This is a genomic window from Nocardia sp. CDC519, assembly GCF_059509835.1.
The window spans coordinates 682,723-701,963 of the sequence record NZ_CM183377.1 but is presented as its reverse complement, the minus strand read 5'-3'; the positions used below and the strand labels follow the sequence as shown (position 1 = coordinate 701,963).

Below are 19,241 nucleotides of genomic sequence, written 5' to 3'. Positions count from 1 at the left end.
GCATGTCCGACGAGCGTGCTCGGGCCCGCCCCGGACAGCAGCGCTGGGTCGCGCCGGCCGACGAGATCGAGGTCGATGCCGTCGACCGGGTGCGGGTGGCAGGAACACCGCGCGGATTCTGGGGTGAAGCCTGGCGCGGGCTGCGCCGCAATCCGCTGTTCCTGGTATCGGTCGCGATGATCGTGCTGGTGCTGCTGCTTGCCCTGTTCCCCGGCCTGTTCACCGACCAGGACCCGCGCTACTGCGTAGTCGACAACAGTCTGCTCCCGCCCAGTTCACAGCATTGGTTCGGGTTCGATCTGCAAGGCTGCGACATCTACGCCCGCACCGTCTACGGGGCGCGCGCATCGGTGCTGACCGGGGTCGGCGCGGCGCTGCTGTTCGTCGCGATCGGGGCGACGCTCGGTGCGCTGGCCGGCTTCTACGGCGGGCTGCTCGACTCGATCATCTCCAGGGTCGCCGAGATCGTGTACGCGGTTCCACTGATGCTCGCCGCCATCGTCGTCATGCAGCTGTCGGAGCGCCGGACGATCGCGCTGGTGGTCGTCATCCTGGCCGGATTCACCTGGCCGCAGGTGGCGCGGATCGCGCGCGGGGCGGTGATCGCGGCCAAGAACAGCGAATACGTGCTGGCGGCGCGGGCCTTGGGGGTGTCGCGGTTCCGGATCCTGCTGCGGCATGTGGTGCCGAATTCACTCGGGCCGGTCATCGTGGTGACCACCATCTGGCTGGGCGTATTCATCGTCACCGAGGCCACGCTGTCGTTCCTCGGGGTCGGCCTGCCGCCGACCGAGGTGTCCTGGGGCGCCGATATCGCGACCGGGCAGCAGCAGTTGCGCGGTGGTTCGCTGATCCTGTTCTATCCCGCGACGGCACTCGCGCTGACCGTGCTCAGCTTCATCATGCTCGGCGACGCGCTCAGCGATGCCCTCGATCCGAAATCCCGCAGGAGGCGAGCATGAACGCCGCGCAGGCAACCGGCGAACCGGCCGCGCCGCTGCTCGAGATCCGCGATCTGCACGTCGCTTTCGGCTCGGGAGACGATCGGGTCGATGCCGTCCGTGGTGTCGATCTGACGGTTTACCCCGGCCAGACCGTGGCGATCGTCGGGGAATCCGGCTCCGGCAAGTCGACCACCGCCCATGCGGTGATCGGGCTGCTGCCCAGCGGCGGTCGAGTGGTGTCCGGTGAGATCCGCTTCGCCGGCCGTGACCTGGCGGCGGCACCGGAATCGGAGTTGATCGGGGTGCGCGGCAACGGTATCGGGTTCGTTCCGCAGGACCCGATGTCGAATCTGAACCCGGTGTGGAAGATCGGCTTCCAGATCGGTGAAACCCTGGCCGCCAATGGGATCGCGCGTGGCAAACAGGCGCGTGTGCAGGCCGCCGAGTTACTGCGTGAGGCGGGCATCCCCGACCCGGAACACCGAATGAACCAGTACCCGCACGAGCTGTCCGGCGGCCTGCGCCAGCGGGCCTTGATCGCGATCGGGCTGTCCGGGCGCCCGGATCTGCTGATCGCCGACGAACCGACCTCCGCCCTGGACGTCACCGTGCAGCGGCAGATCCTCGATCACATCGGCGAACTCACCGCGCAGTTGGGCACTGCGATGCTGTTGATCACCCACGACCTCGGCCTTGCCGCCGAACGGGCCGAACATCTGGTGGTGATGTATCGCGGCCGGGTGGTGGAATCCGGTCCGGCGCTGGAGATCCTGCGCGATCCACAGCACGAGTACACCCGTCGCCTGGTCGACTCGGCGCCGTCGCTGGCCGCCCGGCGGCGCTCGGTGCGGGTAGCACGCGCACAGGTGCGGCGTCAGGCGATCGAGGTGGCCGAGGAAGGTGCCCGCGACGTGGATACCGTTGCCGCCGAGGACATCCTGGTCGTCGACGGACTCACGAAGCGGTACCGGATCAGAGGATCGGTGCCGTGGAAGTCGACCGAACTGCTCGCCGTCGACGACGTCGGCTTCCGGATGCGGCGCGGAACCACTACGGCCATCGTCGGCGAATCCGGGTCGGGCAAGTCCACGGTCGCCCAGATGGTGCTCGGGTTGCTGGAGCCGACGTCGGGAACGGTGACCTTCGACGGTGCCGACGTGGCCGAGCTGAGCCGGAAATCACCCTTGGCGTTCCGGCGCAGGGTGCAGCCGATCTTCCAGAATCCCTATGGCTCGCTCGACCCCATGTACTCGATCCATCGCACCCTGACCGAGCCGCTGCGCACCCACGGCATCGGTCGTCGCGCCGAACGAGACGCCACTGTGCGCGACCTGCTCGACAAAGTGGCGCTACCGGCGGATGTGCTGTCGCGATACCCGAACGAGCTGTCCGGCGGTCAACGCCAGCGCGTCGCCATCGCCCGCGCCCTTGCCCTCTCGCCCGAACTCCTGGTCTGCGATGAGGCGGTCTCCGCGCTCGACGTGCTGGTCCAGGCCCAAATCCTGGAGCTGCTCAGCGACCTGCAAGCCGAACTCGGCTTGTCGTATCTGTTCATCACCCATGATCTGGCCGTCGTCCGGCAGATCGCCGACGAGGTCCTGGTGATGCGTGCGGGCCGAGTGGTCGAGGCCGCGCCGACCGACGAGGTGTTCGACAACCCGCGCGAGGACTACACCCGCCGCTTGCTCGACGCCATTCCGGGGCGGGACCTACTGGTGAGCTGACCGAGTACACGCCAGTAGCCTCATCAATCGTGACCGATCCGCTGCAGCCCCTCGTCGATCTGCCCGGTGTGCGCGCCGCCGCCGACAAGGCCCGCGATGCGCTCGCCGAGGTCCACCGGCACAAGAGCAACCGTCGCGGCTGGCCGACGACGGCGGCCGAGGCGGCGGTGCGTGCCGCGCGTTCGTCGGCCGCCATCGACGGTGGAAGCGTCGAACTGCCCGCCGACGGCAACGTCAGCGATCCGATTCTGGCCGGCTCGCTGCGGGTCGGGCAGGCCCTGGACGGGGACGCGCTGCGCAATCTCGTCGGCACCTGGCAGCGCGCTCCGCTCCAAGCCCTGGCCCGGCTCCATCTGCTCGCCGCCGCCGATCTGGTCGCCGATGAGGCCGAACTCGGCAGGCCGCGCGGTGACGGCGGGGTAGCGCAGCGACTGGACCTGCTCGCCCAGACCGTGCTCGGATCGTCGGCGCCCGCCCCGGTGATCGCGGCCGTGGTGCACGGCGAGCTGCTGACCCTGAAGCCGTTCGGCACCGCCGACGGGATCGTCGCGCGGGCGGCGTCTCGGCTCGTCGCGGTATCGAGCGGCCTGGACCCGCACAGCCTCGGGGTGCCCGAGGTGTTCTGGCTGCGCAGGCGGCAGGCCTATCTGGATGCGGCCGCGGCGTTCGGGACGGGCACTCCCGAGGGAGTCGGCAGCTGGGTGATCCTGTGCTGCGGTGCGCTGGAGGATGGCGCACGAGAGGCGACGTCGATCGCCGACGCCGCCTCTGGTTAGGGGGAGCTATATCGGGTCTGTAGGGATAGGTCCGGACATATCGAAGCGGGCGGCGTTGTCGTCACCGACCTCACCGCCCGCTAGCACGGACAACCCGGTTACCAAGCGTGCTGAGTGGGTTGTGTTCTTCGGCCTCGGCGAGTGATCCGAATCCACCGCGGCTCATCCCCGCAATTATGCGAGGCGCTCGCCGTCGGCAGCTCGAATGTCGCAGGCCCACAACGCTTTTGCCCTTGTCGCGGCGCGCTCCGCGTGGGTGCCTGGCGTCCGTGCTGGGAAGGGTGGGATGGGGGGCTGAGCCTTCTCTTCCGACTCCGTCCTGGCCTTCCGTCCTTCCGTGCCTTCATTTTTACACTGTGAGCGCACTCACAGCAAGGGGTCGGAAAACATCGAATTATCGGCGTGTCTCCCGGTGTTTCGTGGTTGAATCCCTGGTCGCGGCACAGTTCGCGATCTTGTACGGGCGTACCGACCGGCCTGCCCGGCGCCGGCCGTGGGGCTCGGGTGTACCCGGTTGGGAGGGGTTCGTCAGCGGCGCCGGCGCAGCAGCCGGTAACTGATCGCACCCGCGAGCACCGCGCTCACTCCCACCGCCGCCGTTGCCGCCACCGTGGTGGAGGACGGTGCCTGGAACCGCGACCACAGCGACACCGGGTTGGAGAAGGTCAGGATCGGCCAGCTCCTCGCCACCGCCTCGCGCCGCAGGGCGCGATCGGGGTTCACCGCCGTCGGGTGGCCGACCGCCGAGAGCAGCGGCAGATCGGTGATCGAATCCGAATACGCATAACACCGCGACAGGTCGTAACCCTCGGCGGCGGCGAGCTTTTCGATCGCGGTGACCTTGCCTTCGCCGTAGCAGTAGAACTCCACCTCGCCGGTGTACTTACCGTCCTGCACGACCATTCTGGTGGCGGCCGTGTGATCGGCGCCGAGTGCTTCGGCGATCGGCGCGACGATCTCCTCGCCGGAGGCGGACACGATCACCACATCGTGGCCGCGGATCTTGTGATCGGCGATCAGATCGGCTGCCTCGGCGTAGACCAGCGGGTCGACCAGCTCGTGCAACGTCTCGGCCACAATGGATTTCACCTGCTCGACATCCCACCCGGCGCACATGCTGGTCAGGTGGGCGCGCATCCGCTCCATCTGATCGTGGTCGGCGCCGGAGAGCAGGAACATGAAATGCGCGTAGCTGCTCTCCAGTACCGCCCGCCGATTCAACAGGCCCTGCGCGAAGAACGGTTTGCTGAACACGTAGGTGCTCGACTTCGCGATCACGGTCTTGTCGAGGTCGAAGAATGCCGCCACCCGACCGGCCCGCTCGCTGCCGTGGTGCGGATGTCCGGTCTGCTCGCCGTTGGCCGTCACGGGGTCAAGGATAGGCGCTGCCGTGGGTGGTCCGGTGCGCCCGCCGGAGGGCGATGGGTCCCGGCGAAACTTCTTCAACATTGGACTTGCGCTTGCGCCGGACCTTGGGTGTAGTATTGCTGGCACCTGGACATGTTCCAGGCGCGTTCAGCCCGACCCCCCGGGGCTGAACCCGACGGCCCCAGCCTCCTCCCCCCCCGGCTGGGGCCGTCCTCTATTTCCGGACAGGTCGATTTCTCATGGTGCCCGGTACGGCGCTGACCAGTTGATTTCCGAAGTTGTCCACAGCAGGCGAGTTATCCACATTCCGGGAAACGGCCCTGTTCTGCGCCGTCCCGGTCCGCGACGCTGACCTGCATGGACTTCGAAGCGACCGATCAGCTGCCGGCGGCACCGGCGCTGGCGATCATCGGCACCCCAGGACTACGCGAAGAGGTCAGGCGCGTCGCGGCCGCCGCGGAACGCCAGGTCGAAGAACGCACTATGCCGGTCGGCAGGCACGCGTGGGCCGGCGCACCGCTGGTGATCCTCGACACCCCGGCCGCGGTGGCATGCGCGGAAGCCGGCTATCTACGGCGTGGCGGCGTCGTCACCGTCACCGACGGTGAGCCGCAGCTCCTCGACTGGCAAGCGGCGGCAGCCATCGGCGCCGAACGCGTCATCGCGCTACCTGGCGCCGCGGTCGGGCTCATCGAGACGTTCGCCGAACGCGGAGAACACCGCGCCGGCGGCGGGGTAGTGGTCGCCGTCACCGGCGCATGCGGCGGAGCGGGTGCCTCGGTGCTGTCGGCGGCGCTGGCGCTGCGCTCGGCGCGCACCGGCTTTCGCCGCAACACCCTGCTGGTCGACGGCGCACCGCTCGGCGGCGGACTCGACATGTTGCTCGGCATCGAGAAAGCTCCTGGACTGCGCTGGCCCGACCTCATCGTCGAAGACGGCCGGATATCGGCCGCCGCCCTGCACGGCGCACTACCGTCGGCGGCCCCCGGCCTGGCGGTGCTGTCCTGTGGCCGCGGCGGCAGCGCCCGCTCGGTGATCGGCAGCGCCGCGATGCACGCCGTCATCGAAGCGGGCCGGGCCGCAGGCGATCTCGTCGTCTGCGATCTCTCCGCCGAGCGATCCTCACATGCCGAACAGGTCCTCGACGCGGCCGATCTGGTGGTCCTCGTCGTCACGGCCGGTGTGCGCGGGGTCGCCGCCGCGGAAGCGGTATCGGCGCACATCGGCCGGCGAAATCCGAACCGTGGCCTCATCGTTCGCGGGCCCGCGCCCGGCGGCCTGCGTGGACCGGAGATCGCCGAGGTGCTCGACCTGCCGCTGCTGGCGGCGGTACGCGCTCAGCCCGGGCTGCCCGCGCGACTCGAGCGGGGCGGGCTCTCGGTCGGACGGGGGCCGCTGCGGGAGGCCGCCGACGCCGTGCTCATGGTGCTCGGCGTACCAGGGGAGCCGGCGACATGAATTGTGGGGCCGCCGATTCCCTGTCTCGGCGGGTCGTGCGGCGATCGCCGCTGCGGTGTCGATTCGAATGGTCGAAGGGGGAGCGATGGGAGCGCTGGTGACAGCGGAGCTGCTGGACCGGGTGCGCGAGCGTTTGGCGGGAGCGGCCGGAGATCCAGACCCGGCCGAGGTCGCTGCCGCGATCCGGGTCGAAGCCGGTGGGGTGCTCGGCGATACCGATCTGCTGCGTGCGCTGCGACTGCTACAGACCGAACTGACCGGTGCGGGCGTGCTCGAGCCGCTGCTGCACGACAGCGACGTCGCCGATGTGCTGGTCACCGCGCCCGACGAGGTCTGGATCGACCGGGGCCGCGGGATCGAGAAGACGTCGATCGGCTTCGTCGACGAGGCCGCGGTACGCAGACTGGCGCAACGACTGGCCTCGGCCGCGGGCCGGCGCCTCGATGATGCCCAACCGTGGGTGGATGCCACCCTGCCCGGCCGAGACGCGGTACTGGGCGAATCGTTCGGGGTGCGGTTGCATGCGGTACTGGCTCCGGTGGCGCACGGTGGCACCTGCCTGTCGCTTCGGGTCCTGCGCCCGGCGACACAGGGCTTGGACGCGCTGGTCGCGATGGGGGCCGTCCCCGGTGAGGCGAAGACGCTGTTGGAGCGGATCGTCGCGGCCCGGCTGGCGTTCCTCGTGGTCGGTGGCACGGGCGCGGGTAAGACCACGCTGCTGTCCGGACTGCTGGCCACGGTCGACAGGGCCGAACGCATCATCTGCGTCGAGGACGCCGCCGAGCTCGCCCCGCCACATCCGCATGTGGTGCGGCTGGTGGCCCGCACCGCCAATGTCGAGGGCGTCGGCCAGGTGACGGTGCGCGAACTCGTGCGCCAAGCCCTGCGCATGCGGCCCGACCGGATCGTGGTGGGCGAGGTGCGCGGCGCCGAGGTCGTCGACCTGCTCACTGCCCTGAATACCGGACACGACGGTGGAGCCGGCACTGTGCACGCCAACGCACCGGGCGAAGTGCCCGCGCGGCTGGAAGCGCTGGCGGCGCTCGGCGGTATGGACCGAGCCGCCCTGCACAGTCAGCTCGCCGCCGCGGTCCAGGTGATCCTGCACGTGCACCGCAGAGCAGACGGCAGCCGCGGCCTCCAGGAAATCGGACTGGTCCACCGCGACGACACCGGCCATGTCCGCATCAGTGCGTCCTGGCGCGCGGACACTGCCCCGACGCCGGCGGCCGGCCAGCTACGGCAGCTGCTGAACGAACGGCTCGGGCGATGATCGGTGCGCTGGTGTGCCTGGTGTTCGCGCTGCTGCTGGCGCCGCCAGCGATGTCGCAGCGGCGGTTCCGTGACCTGTTCGGCGCGGGACGGAAGCGCCCGAAAAGGCATCGCGGCGCCGTCGTCCGGCTCGCGGCACCGTTGGCTTGCGCGTGCGCTTTCCTGCTCGGGATCGGTCCGCTGACAGCGGCGGTGCTACTCGCCGCGACGCTGATCTTCCGTGGGCGGCGGACCGCGCGAGATCGCCGCCACGCCGCTGAATGCGGCTATCTGCTCGACGCACTGGAGTCGGTGATCGGCGAGCTGCGAGTGGGTGCGCATCCGAGCGTCGCCGCGGAGACGGCCGCCGGTGATGCGAAAGGCATTGCCGCGCAAGTGTTCGCGGTCGGCGCCGCCCGCAGCAGGCTCGGCGGATCCGGCGCGGACGGGCTGTGCCGACCGGAATCGGTGATCGCGGCCGAGCTCGACCGCGTCGCGGAGGCCTGGCGCGTCGCCGAACACCACGGTCTCGCCCTGGCAGAGCTGCTCGGCGCCGCACGCATCGACCTGATCGGCCGTATCCGCTTCCGAGGCCGCACGACCGCCGCACTGGCCGGTGCCAGGGCGACGGCGACGGTCCTGGCCGGGCTGCCGCTGCTCGGCATCGGACTCGGCCAGCTCATGGGCGCCGCGCCACTGGAGGTGCTGTTCAGCGCTCCCGCCGGCGCGATTCTGCTCCCGCTCGGCACCGCCCTGGCCTGCGCCGGCTTGCTGTGGTCGGACGAGATCACACGAAGGGTGCTGCTGTGAACCATCCGGATCATGCTGTGTACCAGGAGGAAACCGATGGGATCGCCGGCCGCGGTCGCCGCGATGCTGCTGGCTGTCGCGATGCTGCTCTTACCGGGGCGGTTGGTAGTGACGCGTCGGCTGAACTCGGCCGAGAAGCCCTCGGCCGGCCGCGGGTTCACGCGCGCGCGGCGACGGCGAGGAATCGACCCTTTGGCGGCCGCCTCGGTCTTCGACCTCTTGGCCGCCTGCCTGCGCGCGGGCATGCCCATCGACTCGGCGGTCTACGCCGTGGTTCCGGGTGCACCACCGGCGCTGGCCGGGCCGCTGCGCCGGGCCGCCGATCTGCTGGCACTCGGAGCCGATGCGGCCGCTGCCTGGGAGCGAGCGGCGCGGGAGGCGACCGATGGGTCAGGGGAGATCGAAGCTCTGGCGCGACTCGCGCGGCGGTCGGCCCGTTCCGGTTCCTCGCTCGCGGTGGCGGTGGGGGAACTGGCCGAGCAGCGCCGCGGCGCGGTCCAGGATGCGGCCGCCGCGCGGGCCGAACGCGCCGGTGTGCTGATCGGCGGGCCGCTCGGGCTGTGCTTCCTGCCCGCATTCATCTGCCTCGGCATCGTCCCGGTGATCATCGGGCTCGCCGGCCGGGTGCTCGGTGGCGGCCTGCTGTGACAGCGCCGGCGGGCTCGGCAACGGAGACGTTCCCACGCGGACTCGCCGCGTGGGCTCGCAGGAGAGGGGAACAAGATGCCCATCGAGAGGGCGGCGCGGCACGGTATGCACGGCGCGTGCTCGACCGGGACGCACCGGATGCGCTCATGGAGCGCGTCGGTGCGGACCCGGCTGTGGCACCTGATGGCCGACGACAGCGGGATGAGTACCGCGGAATACGCCATCGGCACGATCGCCGCCGCGGCCTTCGGAGCCGTGCTGTACGCGGTGGTGACGGGCGACAGCATCGTGGACGCGCTGACCAAGATCATCGACCGCGCGCTCGACACGAACGTCTAGCGCGGGGCGGGCGGCGTTGGGGCGCACCGCTTCTCGTGGACGACACCGGCGCCGTCACCGTCGAGGCGGCGATCGCTGTGGCGGCGATAGTCGTGGCGGTCGTCGCGTGCATCGGTGCGCTACTGGCAGCCTCGACCCAGGTCCGCTGCGTCGACGCCGCCCGCGAGGCCGCCCGCCTCACCGCCCGCGGTGACGCCGCCAACGCCGTTCCCGCCGCTCGCGCCATTGCCCCACCCGGCGCAGAGATCTCGGTGCGCCGGGAGGGAACGCGGATTCTGGCCACAGTCACCGCCGGGACGCCACTACTGCCGCTCCTGGAACTGCGTGCGGAAGCCGTCGCAACGCCCGAACCGGGTGCGGAACTGTGAGCGATCGTCAACCCCGGGCCGGGCGAATGCTACGCCGCGGCCCGTGCCGGCAGCGGACCTCGCGGCCCGGCCCGCGGCCACGGGGTGACCGGCCGGTCGGGCTTGATCGCTCGCCGCCCGCGTCGGTATCACGACGCCCGCTGCTTGGTCCGGCGCGGTGCCGAGCGCGCACTGGTCGTGGCCCGCGCGGTGCGGAACGGAGCTCGGCCCGGACCGCGGGGCGTGGCATTGCGCTCATGCCTCGGCCTGGGTGTCTCGGCGCGGCCGGTGACGATACGAACAGGTCCACTCGGATGCGGGGTGAGGCGGGCGTCGCGACCGTATTCGCCGCGCTGGCACTGGCCGGTCTGCTGGTGCTGACGATGCTGGTGGGTCAGGTGGGCGCCGGGGTGGTGGCGCGCCATCGGGCGCAGGCAGCCGCTGATCTCGCGGCCTTGGCGGCGGCCGGCGCCCTGGCCCACGGAGCGGCGCAGGCGTGCACCGAGGGAGGTGAGATCGCGCGTCGGATGCGGATGACGATTCGCGGATGCGAGGTCGCCGAGTGGGATGTCGTAGTGACCGTGGAAGGAAAAGTACCAATGGGTCTATTAGGCGACCGAACAGTACGTGCCATGGCACGCGCCGGACCGGTCGAAGAACAGCAGTGATGGCACGTCCGGCATTTTGTTAACGGCGAGTATTCCCATTTCTTATCGATGAATTAATACGGCGCTGCTGTTAATTCTCCGGGCACTCGAGGAAAAGGGATGAACAGATCCGCATATGGATACGTGAGAGGTCATGGCTATGCACCAGTTAACATGAGAACCGTCCTCTTTATTCGGACAGCGCTGGCGAACCCGGTTACTCGGCGCACATACCGGGCTTCACCCCGGCCATCGCCGCCGCAGATGACCGGACGGTCACGCCACGGCGGCGGCAAGATCACCGTTTGGGCGGACGGCTGTCACCTGCCGGCTCGCAGCGCAGCCAGCACCGCGGTCAGCAGCCGGGCCGCACCGGCCTTGTCCAGCGGACTGTTGCCGTTGCCGCACTTGGGTGACTGCACGCAAGACGGGCAGCCCGCCGTGCACGTGCACGAGTCGATGGCCGCCGACGTCGCCGACAACCAGCGCTCGAGCTGGGCGTAGCCGCGTTCGGCGAAACCCGCGCCACCGGGCTGACCGTCGTAGACGAACACCGTCGGCAGCCCGGTGTCGGGATGCTCGGCAATGGAGACGCCACCGATGTCCCAGCGGTCGCAGGTCGCCACCAGCGGGAGCAGCCCGATGACGGCGTGCTCGGCGGCATGCAGGGCGCCGGGGATCTGGGCTGCCGTGATGCCTGCGTGTGCCAGCAGGTCCGGCGTCACGGTGTACAGCACGGCCTTGGTGGGCAGGGTCTGCGGCGGCAGATCGAGTTCCACCAGGTCGAGCACCTCGCCGGTGGGCAGCGTGCGCAGGTATCCGACCACCTGGCTGGTGACGGTGACCTGCGCCGATGCCGCAGTGACCGCGCCGTGGACGCGTCGGTCGAGGAATGCGTCGACGGTGAGGGAGGTGGTCTGGCGCGAGCTGGTGGTCCAGCCCGGATCGCCTTCGTGGACGAACGCGACCCCACCGTCGAGGTCGAGTTCATCCACCACATAGGTCTCGCCCTGGTGCAGGTGGACGGCTCCGGTGTGCAGGGTCGACAGGGCGCGACCGGCGTCGGCGGTGCCGAGCAGCCGGCCGGACTCGCCGTCGACGATCGCGACCGGCGCCCCGATGCCGCCACGGACATCGACGGCATCATGCGGCTGCGCATCGGCGGTGACGTACCAGCGCGCGGTGTCCGGACTGCCGTTCTCCCGGCGGCGGATCAGTCCTCGACCAGCGAGATCGGCCAGCACCGGGCGCGCACCCAGTGCCTCGGCTTCGCGGTCGGTCAGTGGCAGTTCCAGCGCCGCGCACAGCAACTGCGGTCCGAGCACATAGGGATTGCCCGGGTCGGTGATGGTGGCCTCGACCGGCCTGCCGAGCAGTGCATCCGGGTGGTGGACCAGGTAAGTGTCCAGCGGATCGTCCCTGGCCACGAGCAGGACGAGCGAGCCCTGGGTGCGCCTGCCCGCCCGTCCGGCCTGCTGCCAGAACGAGGCGACGGTGCCCGGGAAACCGGACATCACCACGGCATCCAGGCCGGCGATATCGACGCCGAGCTCGAGCGCATTGGTGGTGGCCGCGGCCAGTAGCCGCCCGTCGGAGATGGCCGCTTCCAGCTCGCGCCGATCCTCGGGCAGGTAGCCGCCGCGGTAGGCCGCGACCCGTTCGACCAGCTGCGGATCCACCTCGGCCAGCAGCCTGCGGGCCTCCATCGCCGCTGTTTCCGCGCCGCGCCGCGATCGTACGAAGGTCAAGGTGCGCGCGCCCTCGACCACCAGGTCGGCCATGATCCGAGCGGCCTCCGAGTTGGCCGACCGGCGCACCGGCGCGCCGTTTTCGCCGGTCACGGCGGTCGACAGCGGCGGCTCCCACAAGGCGACGGTGCGCGCCCCACGCGGTGAGCCGTCCTCGGTGACGGCCACACACGGCGCTCCCACCAGCCGCGATGCTGCCTCGGCGGGGTCGGCGGTGGTGGCCGAACACAGCACGAACACCGGGTCGGCGCCGTAGTGGGCGGCCAGCCTGCGTAGGCGGCGCAGCACCAGCGCGACGTGCGAGCCGAAGACGCCGCGGTAGGCGTGGCATTCGTCCACCACCACATAGCGCAGCCTGCGCAGCACCCTGGCCCAGCGCTTGTGCGAGCGCAGCATGCCAATGTGCAGCATGTCCGGGTTGGTGAAGATCCATCGCGCGTTCGCCCGCACCCACTGCCGGATCTCGCCGGGAGTATCGCCGTCGTAGGTCGCGGCGTGGATATCGCGCAGCGGGCCCTCATGGGTGAGTTCGCCGATCATGCGTAGCTGATCGGCGCCGAGCGCCTTGGTCGGGGCGATATAGAGGGCGGTGGCGGTGGGATCGTCGAGTAGACCGCTGAGTACGGGCAGCTGGTATCCCAGCGATTTCCCGGACGCGGTGCCGGTCGCGACCACCACGTGCTGCCCGCTGGCCGCGGTCTCGGCGGTGCTGACCTGGTGCGACCACGGTGCGTCGATGCCGATTGCGGCGAATGCGGTGATGACTTCCTGACGCACCCATACCGGCCATTCGCCGACCCGTCCCGCCCGAGCCGGAAGTTCGGCCACGTGGGTGAGCCGGGAGTCCCCGTCCGAGCCCGGCGTTCGGACACGATTCAGCAACGATCGCCCGTAGCTTTCGCCGTTCGCGGTCGCGGTCCGGCTGGTCCGGTCTGCCGGATTCACTCGTTCGGACCTCCGGCGTGTCGGGAAAGTGTGAAACGTGTGCGTCCAGGGAGCGTCACCTGCCAATTCGATACCCAATAGCGACCTGGGTCACAGCCCGGTAGCCAGATGCTCGCTCGGTTATCGGGGGGCAAACGTACCGGAAGTCTGGATTCCCCCAATGTGTCCCTCACCTGCGCATTCGCAAGATCAAGTTTTTTGCAAATTGTCGGTAACTCCGCTGTTGAATTACGCAAAGACATGGTTCACTGGTTCCTGGTCGCAAGCTTCTGTGTTCGAGGGACGGATCCAAAGTCCAAACCGTCGGCAGGATCGATGTTGCGAACGATGTACTTGGTGCTTTCCTTGCAGGGGGAACCAACAGTACAGCGGTCGGAACGGGCCCGGTGGACGAACCCAGTTGTCCGCCGTTCCGGTAAGAAAAGAAGAGGAACAGAATGGCACAGGGAACTGTGAAGTGGTTCAACGCGGAGAAGGGGTTCGGCTTCATCGCGCCCGAGGACGGCTCCGCTGACGTCTTCGTCCACTACTCCGAGATTCAGGGGTCCGGCTTCCGTACCCTCGAGGAGAACCAGAAGGTCGAGTTCGAGGTCGGCCAGGGCACCAAGGGCCCGCAGGCCACCGGAGTTCGCGCGCTCAGCTGAGCTCGCATTCATCCACAGCTCGTCCCTCACCACCGGTAACGGCGGTGAGGGACGAGCTATATCTGGGGTAGGTTCCTCCGTCTCCACCCCCGCCGCGCGGGACGGCCGGACCGGGGCACTGCATACTGATCCGCGATAGCGCGTACGCTCGGTGGTTCCGATCGCAACCACTCGACCACGCGCAGCGTCAAGGTATAAACGTGTCTGGTAGCGATATACGACATCGCCACTATTGCCCTAGCCGTGCGGACGCGAACAGCGGCGCGCGGGTCGAGAAGGAAAGGTGTATTCGCCGGTGGCAACACGAGACCGCGGTGCAGCCGACCAGGGCCGTCCCCTGCGTCGTCTCGTGATCGTCGAGTCCCCGACCAAGGCCCGCAAAATCGCGCCCTATCTGGGCCGTAATTACACGGTGGAGGCCTCCGTCGGTCATATCCGGGACCTGCCGCGCGGCGCGGCGGATGTACCCGCCAAATACAAGGGCCAGCCCTGGGCGCGCCTCGGTGTCGACGTCGACCACGATTTCGAGCCGATCTATGTGGTGAGCCCGGATAAGAAGGGCAAGGTCACCGAGCTCAAGAGCCTGCTCAAGGACGCCGACGAGCTCTACCTGGCCACCGACCCCGACCGCGAGGGCGAGGCCATCGCCTGGCACCTGCTGGAAACCCTCAAGCCGAAGATCCCGGTCCGGCGAATGGTGTTCCACGAGATCACCGAGCCCGCCATCCAGGCCGCGGCCGCCGATACCCGTGATCTGGACAGCGACCTGGTAGACGCGCAGGAGACCCGCCGCATCCTGGACCGCCTGTACGGCTACGAGGTCAGCCCGGTGCTGTGGAAGAAGGTCATGCCGCGGTTGTCGGCCGGCCGCGTGCAGTCCGTCGCGACCAGGGTGATCGTTCGCCGTGAACGCGAGCGGATGGCGTTCCGTTCGGCCGAGTTCTGGGATATCGCCGCCAAGCTCGACGCGGGAGATACCGGCGAGGCCGGTGGCAATCCGCGCACGTTCGGTGCGCGTCTGGTCAACGTCGACGGTGCGCGCGTGGCCTCCGGCCGCGACTTCGGTTCCGACGGTCAGTTGAAGGCCGACTCCGGCGTCGTCGTGCTGGACGAGGCGTACGCGCGCCGCCTCGCCGAGGCGCTCGACGGCGCCGACCTGGTCGTTTCCTCCGCGGAAGCCAAGCCCTACTCACGCAAGCCGTACGCGCCGTTCATGACTTCCACGTTGCAGCAGGAGGCGGGCCGCAAGCTGCGCTTCACCTCCGAGCGCACCATGCGGGTGGCGCAGCGGCTGTACGAAAACGGCTACATCACCTACATGCGTACCGACTCGACCACGCTGTCGCAGTCGGCGATCAATGCCGCCCGGTCGCAGGCCACCCAGCTCTACGGCTCGGAATATGTGCATCCGACGGCCCGGCAGTACACCCGCAAGGTCAAGAACGCGCAGGAAGCACACGAGGCGATCCGCCCGGCGGGCGATACCTTCGCCACCCCCGGTGAGCTGCACGCCCGGCTCGACAACGACGAGTTCCGGCTCTACGAGCTGATCTGGCAGCGCACGGTCGCTTCCCAGATGGCCGACGCCAGGGGCACCACGCTCACCCTGCGGATCACCGGCGTCGCGGGCACCGGTGAGGAATGCGTGTTCTCCGCCTCCGGGCGCACCATCACCTTCCCCGGCTTCCTCAAGGCCTACGTCGAGAGCGTCGACGAGGAGGCCGGCGGCCAATCCGACGACGCAGAATCGCGCCTGCCCGCACTCGAAGAGGGCCAGGGCGTCACCGCGGTGGAGCTGAACCCGGACGGGCACAGCACCAATCCGCCGGCCCGCTACACCGAAGCCTCGCTGATCAAGGCGCTCGAAGAGCTCGGCATCGGCCGCCCCTCCACGTATTCGTCGATCATCAAAACGATCCTGGATCGCGGCTACGTCTACAAGCGCGGTAGCGCGCTGGTGCCGTCGTGGGTGGCGTTCGCGGTGGTCGGGCTGCTCGAAGAACACTTCGGCCGCCTGGTCGATTTCGACTTCACCGCGGCCATGGAGGACGATCTCGACGCCATCGCCGGTGGGCGTGAGCAGCGCGGAAACTGGTTGTCCAGCTTCTATTTCGGCGGCGATCACGGTGCCGACGGCTCGGTCGCGCGGTCGGGCGGGCTGAAGAAGATGGTCGGCGAGCGGCTCGACGATATCGACGCCCGCGAGGTCAACTCGATCAAGCTCTTCACCGACGCCGAAAACCGTGACGTGGTGGTGCGCGTCGGCCGCTACGGGCCGTACCTGGAGCGGATGGTCACCAATCCGGATGATCCGGAAGGTGATTCGATCTCGCAGCGGGCGAATCTGCCCGACGATCTGCCGCCCGACGAGCTGACTCCCGAGGTCGCCGAGAAGCTGTTCGCGACGCCGCAGGAGGGTCGTTCGCTGGGCGTGGATCCGGCTTCCGGGCACGAAATCGTCGCCAAGGAAGGACGATTCGGCCCCTACGTCACCGAGATCCTGCCCGAACCGGAGGAAGAGGCGGCTCCGGCGAAGAAGACCGCGAAGAAGGCCGCTGCGCCGAAACCGCGGACCGGATCGCTGTTCAAATCCATGGATCTGGCCACGATCACCCTCGACGACGCGCTGAAACTGCTGTCGCTGCCGCGTGTGGTCGGCACCGATCCGGCCTCCGGCGAGGAGATCACCGCGCAGAACGGGCGTTACGGGCCGTACCTGAAGAAGGGCACCGACTCCCGTTCGCTGGCCGATGAGGATCAGATCTTCAGCATCACGCTCGATGAGGCGTTGAAGATCTACGCCGAGCCGAAGCGTCGTGGCAGGCAGGCCGCCAGCGCCGCCCCGCTGCGCGAACTCGGCAACGATCCGGCCAGCGGTAAGCCGATGGTGATCAAGGACGGTCGCTTCGGTCCGTACGTCACCGATGGCGAAACCAATGCCAGCCTGCGCAAGGGTGACGAGGTCGAGTCGATCACCGACGAGCGGGCGGCGGAGCTGCTGGCCGATCGCCGGGCGCGGGGACCGGTGAAGAAGGCGGCGAAGAAGACCGCCAAGAAGACCGCGGCCAAGAAGACGACGGCGAAGACCACGGCCGCGAAGAAGACTACCGCCGCCAAGAAGACGGCCGCCAAGAAGGCACCGGCGAAGAAGGCCTCGGCCAAGGCGAGCTCGGACTAGCGGTCGGCGCGGGCCGATGCGCGGGCTCCTGGCCGCGCCCGCACCGGCACCAGGTGTCGGTGCGGCGCGTCGGCAGTGTTCGCACTGCGGCGCTCCAGTGGGCACGGCGTGACGACACTGTTCGCGCGGCGAGCAGAGCCGGAAACCGATCGCGCACCGTCGCAGGTGATCGCGCCGCAACGACGTGTCGGTTCCGGCCGCTAGGGTGTACGACGTGGCGGGTGTCTTCGATCGGTTGGTCGGCCAGGATGCGGTCGAATCGGAGCTGACTGCTGCCGCGATCGCCGCACGCGCCGGGTCCGTCGAGGGCGCGATGACGCATTCGTGGCTGTTCACCGGCCCGCCGGGGTCCGGCCGTTCGGTGGCGGCGCTGTGCTTCGCCGCCGCGTTGCAGTGCACCGATCCCGGCACACCCGGCTGCGGCCACTGCCATGCCTGCACCACCACCATGGCAGGCACCCACGGTGACGTCCGCCGGGTCATCCCCGAGGGCCTGAGCATCAGCACCAAGGAGATGCGCGAGATCGTCCAGATCGCCGCGCGCCGCCCGAGCACCGGCCGCTGGCAGGTGGTGCTGATCGAGGACGCCGACCGGCTCACCGAAGCAGCCGGCAATGTGCTGCTCAAGGTGGTCGAGGAACCGCCGGACCGCACGGTGTTCCTGCTGTGCGCGCCCTCGGTGGATCCCGAGGACATCTCGGTCACGCTGCGCTCGCGATGCAGGCACGTCCATCTCGTCACGCCCTCGGTCCCCGCGATCGCTCAGGTCCTGCGCGAACGCGACCAGCTCGACGCCGAGACCGCCGAGTGGGCGGCCTCGGTCAGCGGTGGGCATGTGGGGCGCGCTCGCCGCCTCGCCACCGACGCCGAAGCACGCGAGCACCGCAAACGCGCCCTCGCCCTGGTCTCCGCGGTGTCCAGGCCCGGCGCCGCCTACGCCGCCGCCGACGACCTGGTGAAAGCCGCCGACGACGAAGCCAAGCAGATGAGTGCCGACCGCGACGAGCGCGAACGCGAAGAACTCGCCACCGCCATGGGTGCGGGCGGCACCGGCAAGGGCGCCGCGAGCGCCACCCGGGGATCAGCGGGCGTGCTCAAAGATCTCGAGCGCCGGCAGAAATCCCGCGCCACCCGCACCGGCCGCGACGCCCTCGACCGCGCCCTGATCGACGTCGCCGGCGTCTACCGTGACGCGCTCGCCGTCCGCTTCGCCGCCGGCACCGGTATGGGCCGTTCGCGCCGCAAACCCAGCACCGACGGGATCACGCTCACCCACCCCGACCTGGCCGACCAGATCACCGACCTCGCCGACCGCGTACCACCCGAAGGGCTGCTCCGCTCGCTCGAGGCGGTGCTGGCCTGCCGCGAAGCGCTCGACCTCAACGTCAAGCCCCGGTTCGCCCTCGCAGCCATGGTCGCGGCGCTGATCGCCGCGCAGTCCGGCTAGATGGTCACCGGGGGCGGCTGTGCTGCGCGGCAACGTCTGGTAGACGCAGCAAATCGACCACTCCGGTGGTGGACTCCCGGCCTCCGCCCTCGGCGACTCGCCGATCCATCAATGCCATGAACGGCGCGAGGAGCTCCGCGCTGACGCCTTGCTCGGCCGCGGTGCGCAACAGTGTCGCGTTCGTCGTCACCATCATCGCCAGATTCGATTCGACACCGTCGGTGTAGTCGCCGCTCGCGAGCTGGGCCGCGGTGCCGTACGAGTAGCCGGCCATCGCCTGCTGATAGGCGATCAAGCGCGGTGCGAACTCGACTGGCGAGATGTCCTCTTTCCCGATCAGCGCGAAGGCGTGCGCGGCGCCGGCGAACATGCCCCACATGCCGCTGAGCAGGGCGATGTCGTAGAGGGCGGCGAACCCGGCATCCGCGCCCACGTACTCGACCCCGGCGGGCACCGACAACGCCTCGACATGGGCTTCGTGCAGCTCGGGCGAGCCGCTGTAGTACACGTACGCGCCCGAGCCGGGCACACCGATCATCGACGGAACGGCCATGATGCCGCCGTCGAGGAACCGCCCGCCGCGCGCGGCCACCCACTCCGACAGAGTGCGGGCCTCCGCCGGAGTGCTGGTGGTCAGACTGACGACGTCACGACCGGCCAGGTCGACACCGTCGAGCGTCGCGCGGACCGACGCGTCGTCGAGCAGGCACACGACGACGAGCCGATTCGCCGCGACAGCGGCCGCGATATCCGCCACGACCACCGCGCCCGCCGGCGCGGGGCGGACGCTGCGGTTCCACACCGTGACCGAGAATCCGGCGGACAGCCAGGCCCGGGCCAGTGCCGTCCCCATATCGCCGAGACCGAGGACGGTGACTGCTTGCTGAGAATTGTTGTCGGACATGGCGGATAGTCTTTGCCCGGTCCCGGAGGCCCGACAAGTACGCACATCGAAGTGCGCACGCAC

16 protein-coding genes are annotated in these 19,241 nt (G+C 69.3%); 13 read left to right on the top strand and 3 right to left on the bottom strand.

Translation table 11 applies throughout. The features are described 5' to 3' along the window. The first annotated feature begins 2 nt into the window (after window positions 1–2). From AC5W7N_RS03060 to AC5W7N_RS03050, 3 genes are read left to right on the top strand one after another with little or no spacing between them, the layout of a single operon-like run. The gene (locus AC5W7N_RS03060; RefSeq protein ID WP_195020485.1) at window positions 3–962 is read left to right on the top strand and encodes an ABC transporter permease; all 960 of its coding nucleotides are present in this window, start codon (window positions 3–5) and stop codon (window positions 960–962) included. Continuing rightward, window positions 959–2,668 (top strand): ABC transporter ATP-binding protein, encoded by a 1,710-nt coding sequence (locus tag AC5W7N_RS03055; protein WP_194992232.1) that lies wholly within the window; start codon window positions 959–961, stop codon window positions 2,666–2,668. Before AC5W7N_RS03060 ends, AC5W7N_RS03055 begins: the two co-directional genes overlap by 4 nt. Before the next feature lie 29 nt (window positions 2,669–2,697). Then, window positions 2,698–3,444, top strand: a complete 747-nt coding sequence (locus tag AC5W7N_RS03050; protein WP_163813680.1) for a Fic family protein — start codon at window positions 2,698–2,700, stop codon at window positions 3,442–3,444. A gap of 528 nt (window positions 3,445–3,972) precedes the next feature. Here the strand turns inward: AC5W7N_RS03050 and AC5W7N_RS03045 are convergent. Next, a complete protein-coding gene (locus AC5W7N_RS03045; protein WP_138447688.1) occupies window positions 3,973–4,812 on the bottom strand; it encodes an HAD-IB family hydrolase in 840 nt (279 codons plus the stop codon). A gap of 357 nt (window positions 4,813–5,169) precedes the next feature. On the opposite strand from AC5W7N_RS03045, the gene ssd reads away from it, so the two are divergent. The 7 genes from ssd (at window position 5,170) to AC5W7N_RS03010 (ending at window position 10,333) form a co-directional block, all read left to right on the top strand. Beyond that, window positions 5,170–6,270, top strand: a complete 1,101-nt coding sequence (ssd, locus tag AC5W7N_RS03040) for a septum site-determining protein Ssd (RefSeq protein ID WP_195020486.1) — start codon at window positions 5,170–5,172, stop codon at window positions 6,268–6,270. 85 nt (window positions 6,271–6,355) lie between these two features. Continuing rightward, window positions 6,356–7,543 (top strand): TadA family conjugal transfer-associated ATPase, encoded by a 1,188-nt coding sequence (locus AC5W7N_RS03035; RefSeq protein WP_194990792.1) that lies wholly within the window; start codon window positions 6,356–6,358, stop codon window positions 7,541–7,543. Beyond that, window positions 7,540–8,331, top strand: a complete 792-nt coding sequence (locus tag AC5W7N_RS03030; protein ID WP_195020487.1) for a hypothetical protein — start codon at window positions 7,540–7,542, stop codon at window positions 8,329–8,331. The genes AC5W7N_RS03035 and AC5W7N_RS03030 overlap by 4 nt, the downstream gene beginning before the upstream one ends. Before the next feature lie 36 nt (window positions 8,332–8,367). Then, a complete protein-coding gene (locus tag AC5W7N_RS03025) occupies window positions 8,368–8,979 on the top strand; it encodes a type II secretion system F family protein (protein WP_195020488.1) in 612 nt (203 codons plus the stop codon). A 138-nt stretch (window positions 8,980–9,117) separates the two neighbouring features. Beyond that, window positions 9,118–9,318 carry a DUF4244 domain-containing protein gene (locus AC5W7N_RS03020; protein ID WP_195020914.1) on the top strand — a complete coding sequence of 67 codons (201 nt, stop codon included), beginning with the start codon at window positions 9,118–9,120 and terminating at the stop codon, window positions 9,316–9,318. A 35-nt stretch (window positions 9,319–9,353) separates the two neighbouring features. Then, entirely contained in the window at window positions 9,354–9,686 is a 333-nt protein-coding gene (locus AC5W7N_RS03015; RefSeq protein WP_163813676.1) for a TadE family type IV pilus minor pilin, read from the top strand. A 293-nt stretch (window positions 9,687–9,979) separates the two neighbouring features. Beyond that, entirely contained in the window at window positions 9,980–10,333 is a 354-nt protein-coding gene (locus AC5W7N_RS03010) for an Rv3654c family TadE-like protein (protein WP_163813675.1), read from the top strand. Window positions 10,334–10,632: 299 nt separating this feature from the next. Here AC5W7N_RS03010 and AC5W7N_RS03005 read toward each other — a convergent pair whose 3' ends face one another. Continuing rightward, complete coding sequence (locus tag AC5W7N_RS03005; RefSeq protein ID WP_195020489.1) at window positions 10,633–12,942, bottom strand: DEAD/DEAH box helicase; 2,310 nt, start codon at window positions 12,940–12,942, stop codon at window positions 10,633–10,635. A 500-nt stretch (window positions 12,943–13,442) separates the two neighbouring features. On the opposite strand from AC5W7N_RS03005, the gene AC5W7N_RS03000 reads away from it, so the two are divergent. The 3 genes from AC5W7N_RS03000 to AC5W7N_RS02990 all read left to right on the top strand — a co-directional run bounded on the left by AC5W7N_RS03000 (window position 13,443) and on the right by AC5W7N_RS02990 (window position 18,274). Next, window positions 13,443–13,649: a cold-shock protein gene (locus AC5W7N_RS03000; protein WP_011206895.1), complete on the top strand. Its 207-nt coding sequence runs from the start codon at window positions 13,443–13,445 to the stop codon at window positions 13,647–13,649. A gap of 295 nt (window positions 13,650–13,944) precedes the next feature. Beyond that, window positions 13,945–16,827: a type I DNA topoisomerase gene (topA, locus tag AC5W7N_RS02995; RefSeq protein WP_195020490.1), complete on the top strand. Its 2,883-nt coding sequence runs from the start codon at window positions 13,945–13,947 to the stop codon at window positions 16,825–16,827. A 214-nt stretch (window positions 16,828–17,041) separates the two neighbouring features. Continuing rightward, window positions 17,042–18,274, top strand: a complete 1,233-nt coding sequence (locus AC5W7N_RS02990) for a DNA polymerase III subunit delta' (protein WP_163813672.1) — start codon at window positions 17,042–17,044, stop codon at window positions 18,272–18,274. Window positions 18,275–18,278: 4 nt separating this feature from the next. Here AC5W7N_RS02990 and AC5W7N_RS02985 read toward each other — a convergent pair whose 3' ends face one another. Beyond that, window positions 18,279–19,241: an NAD(P)-dependent oxidoreductase gene (locus AC5W7N_RS02985; RefSeq protein ID WP_495923196.1), complete on the bottom strand. Its 963-nt coding sequence runs from the start codon at window positions 19,239–19,241 to the stop codon at window positions 18,279–18,281.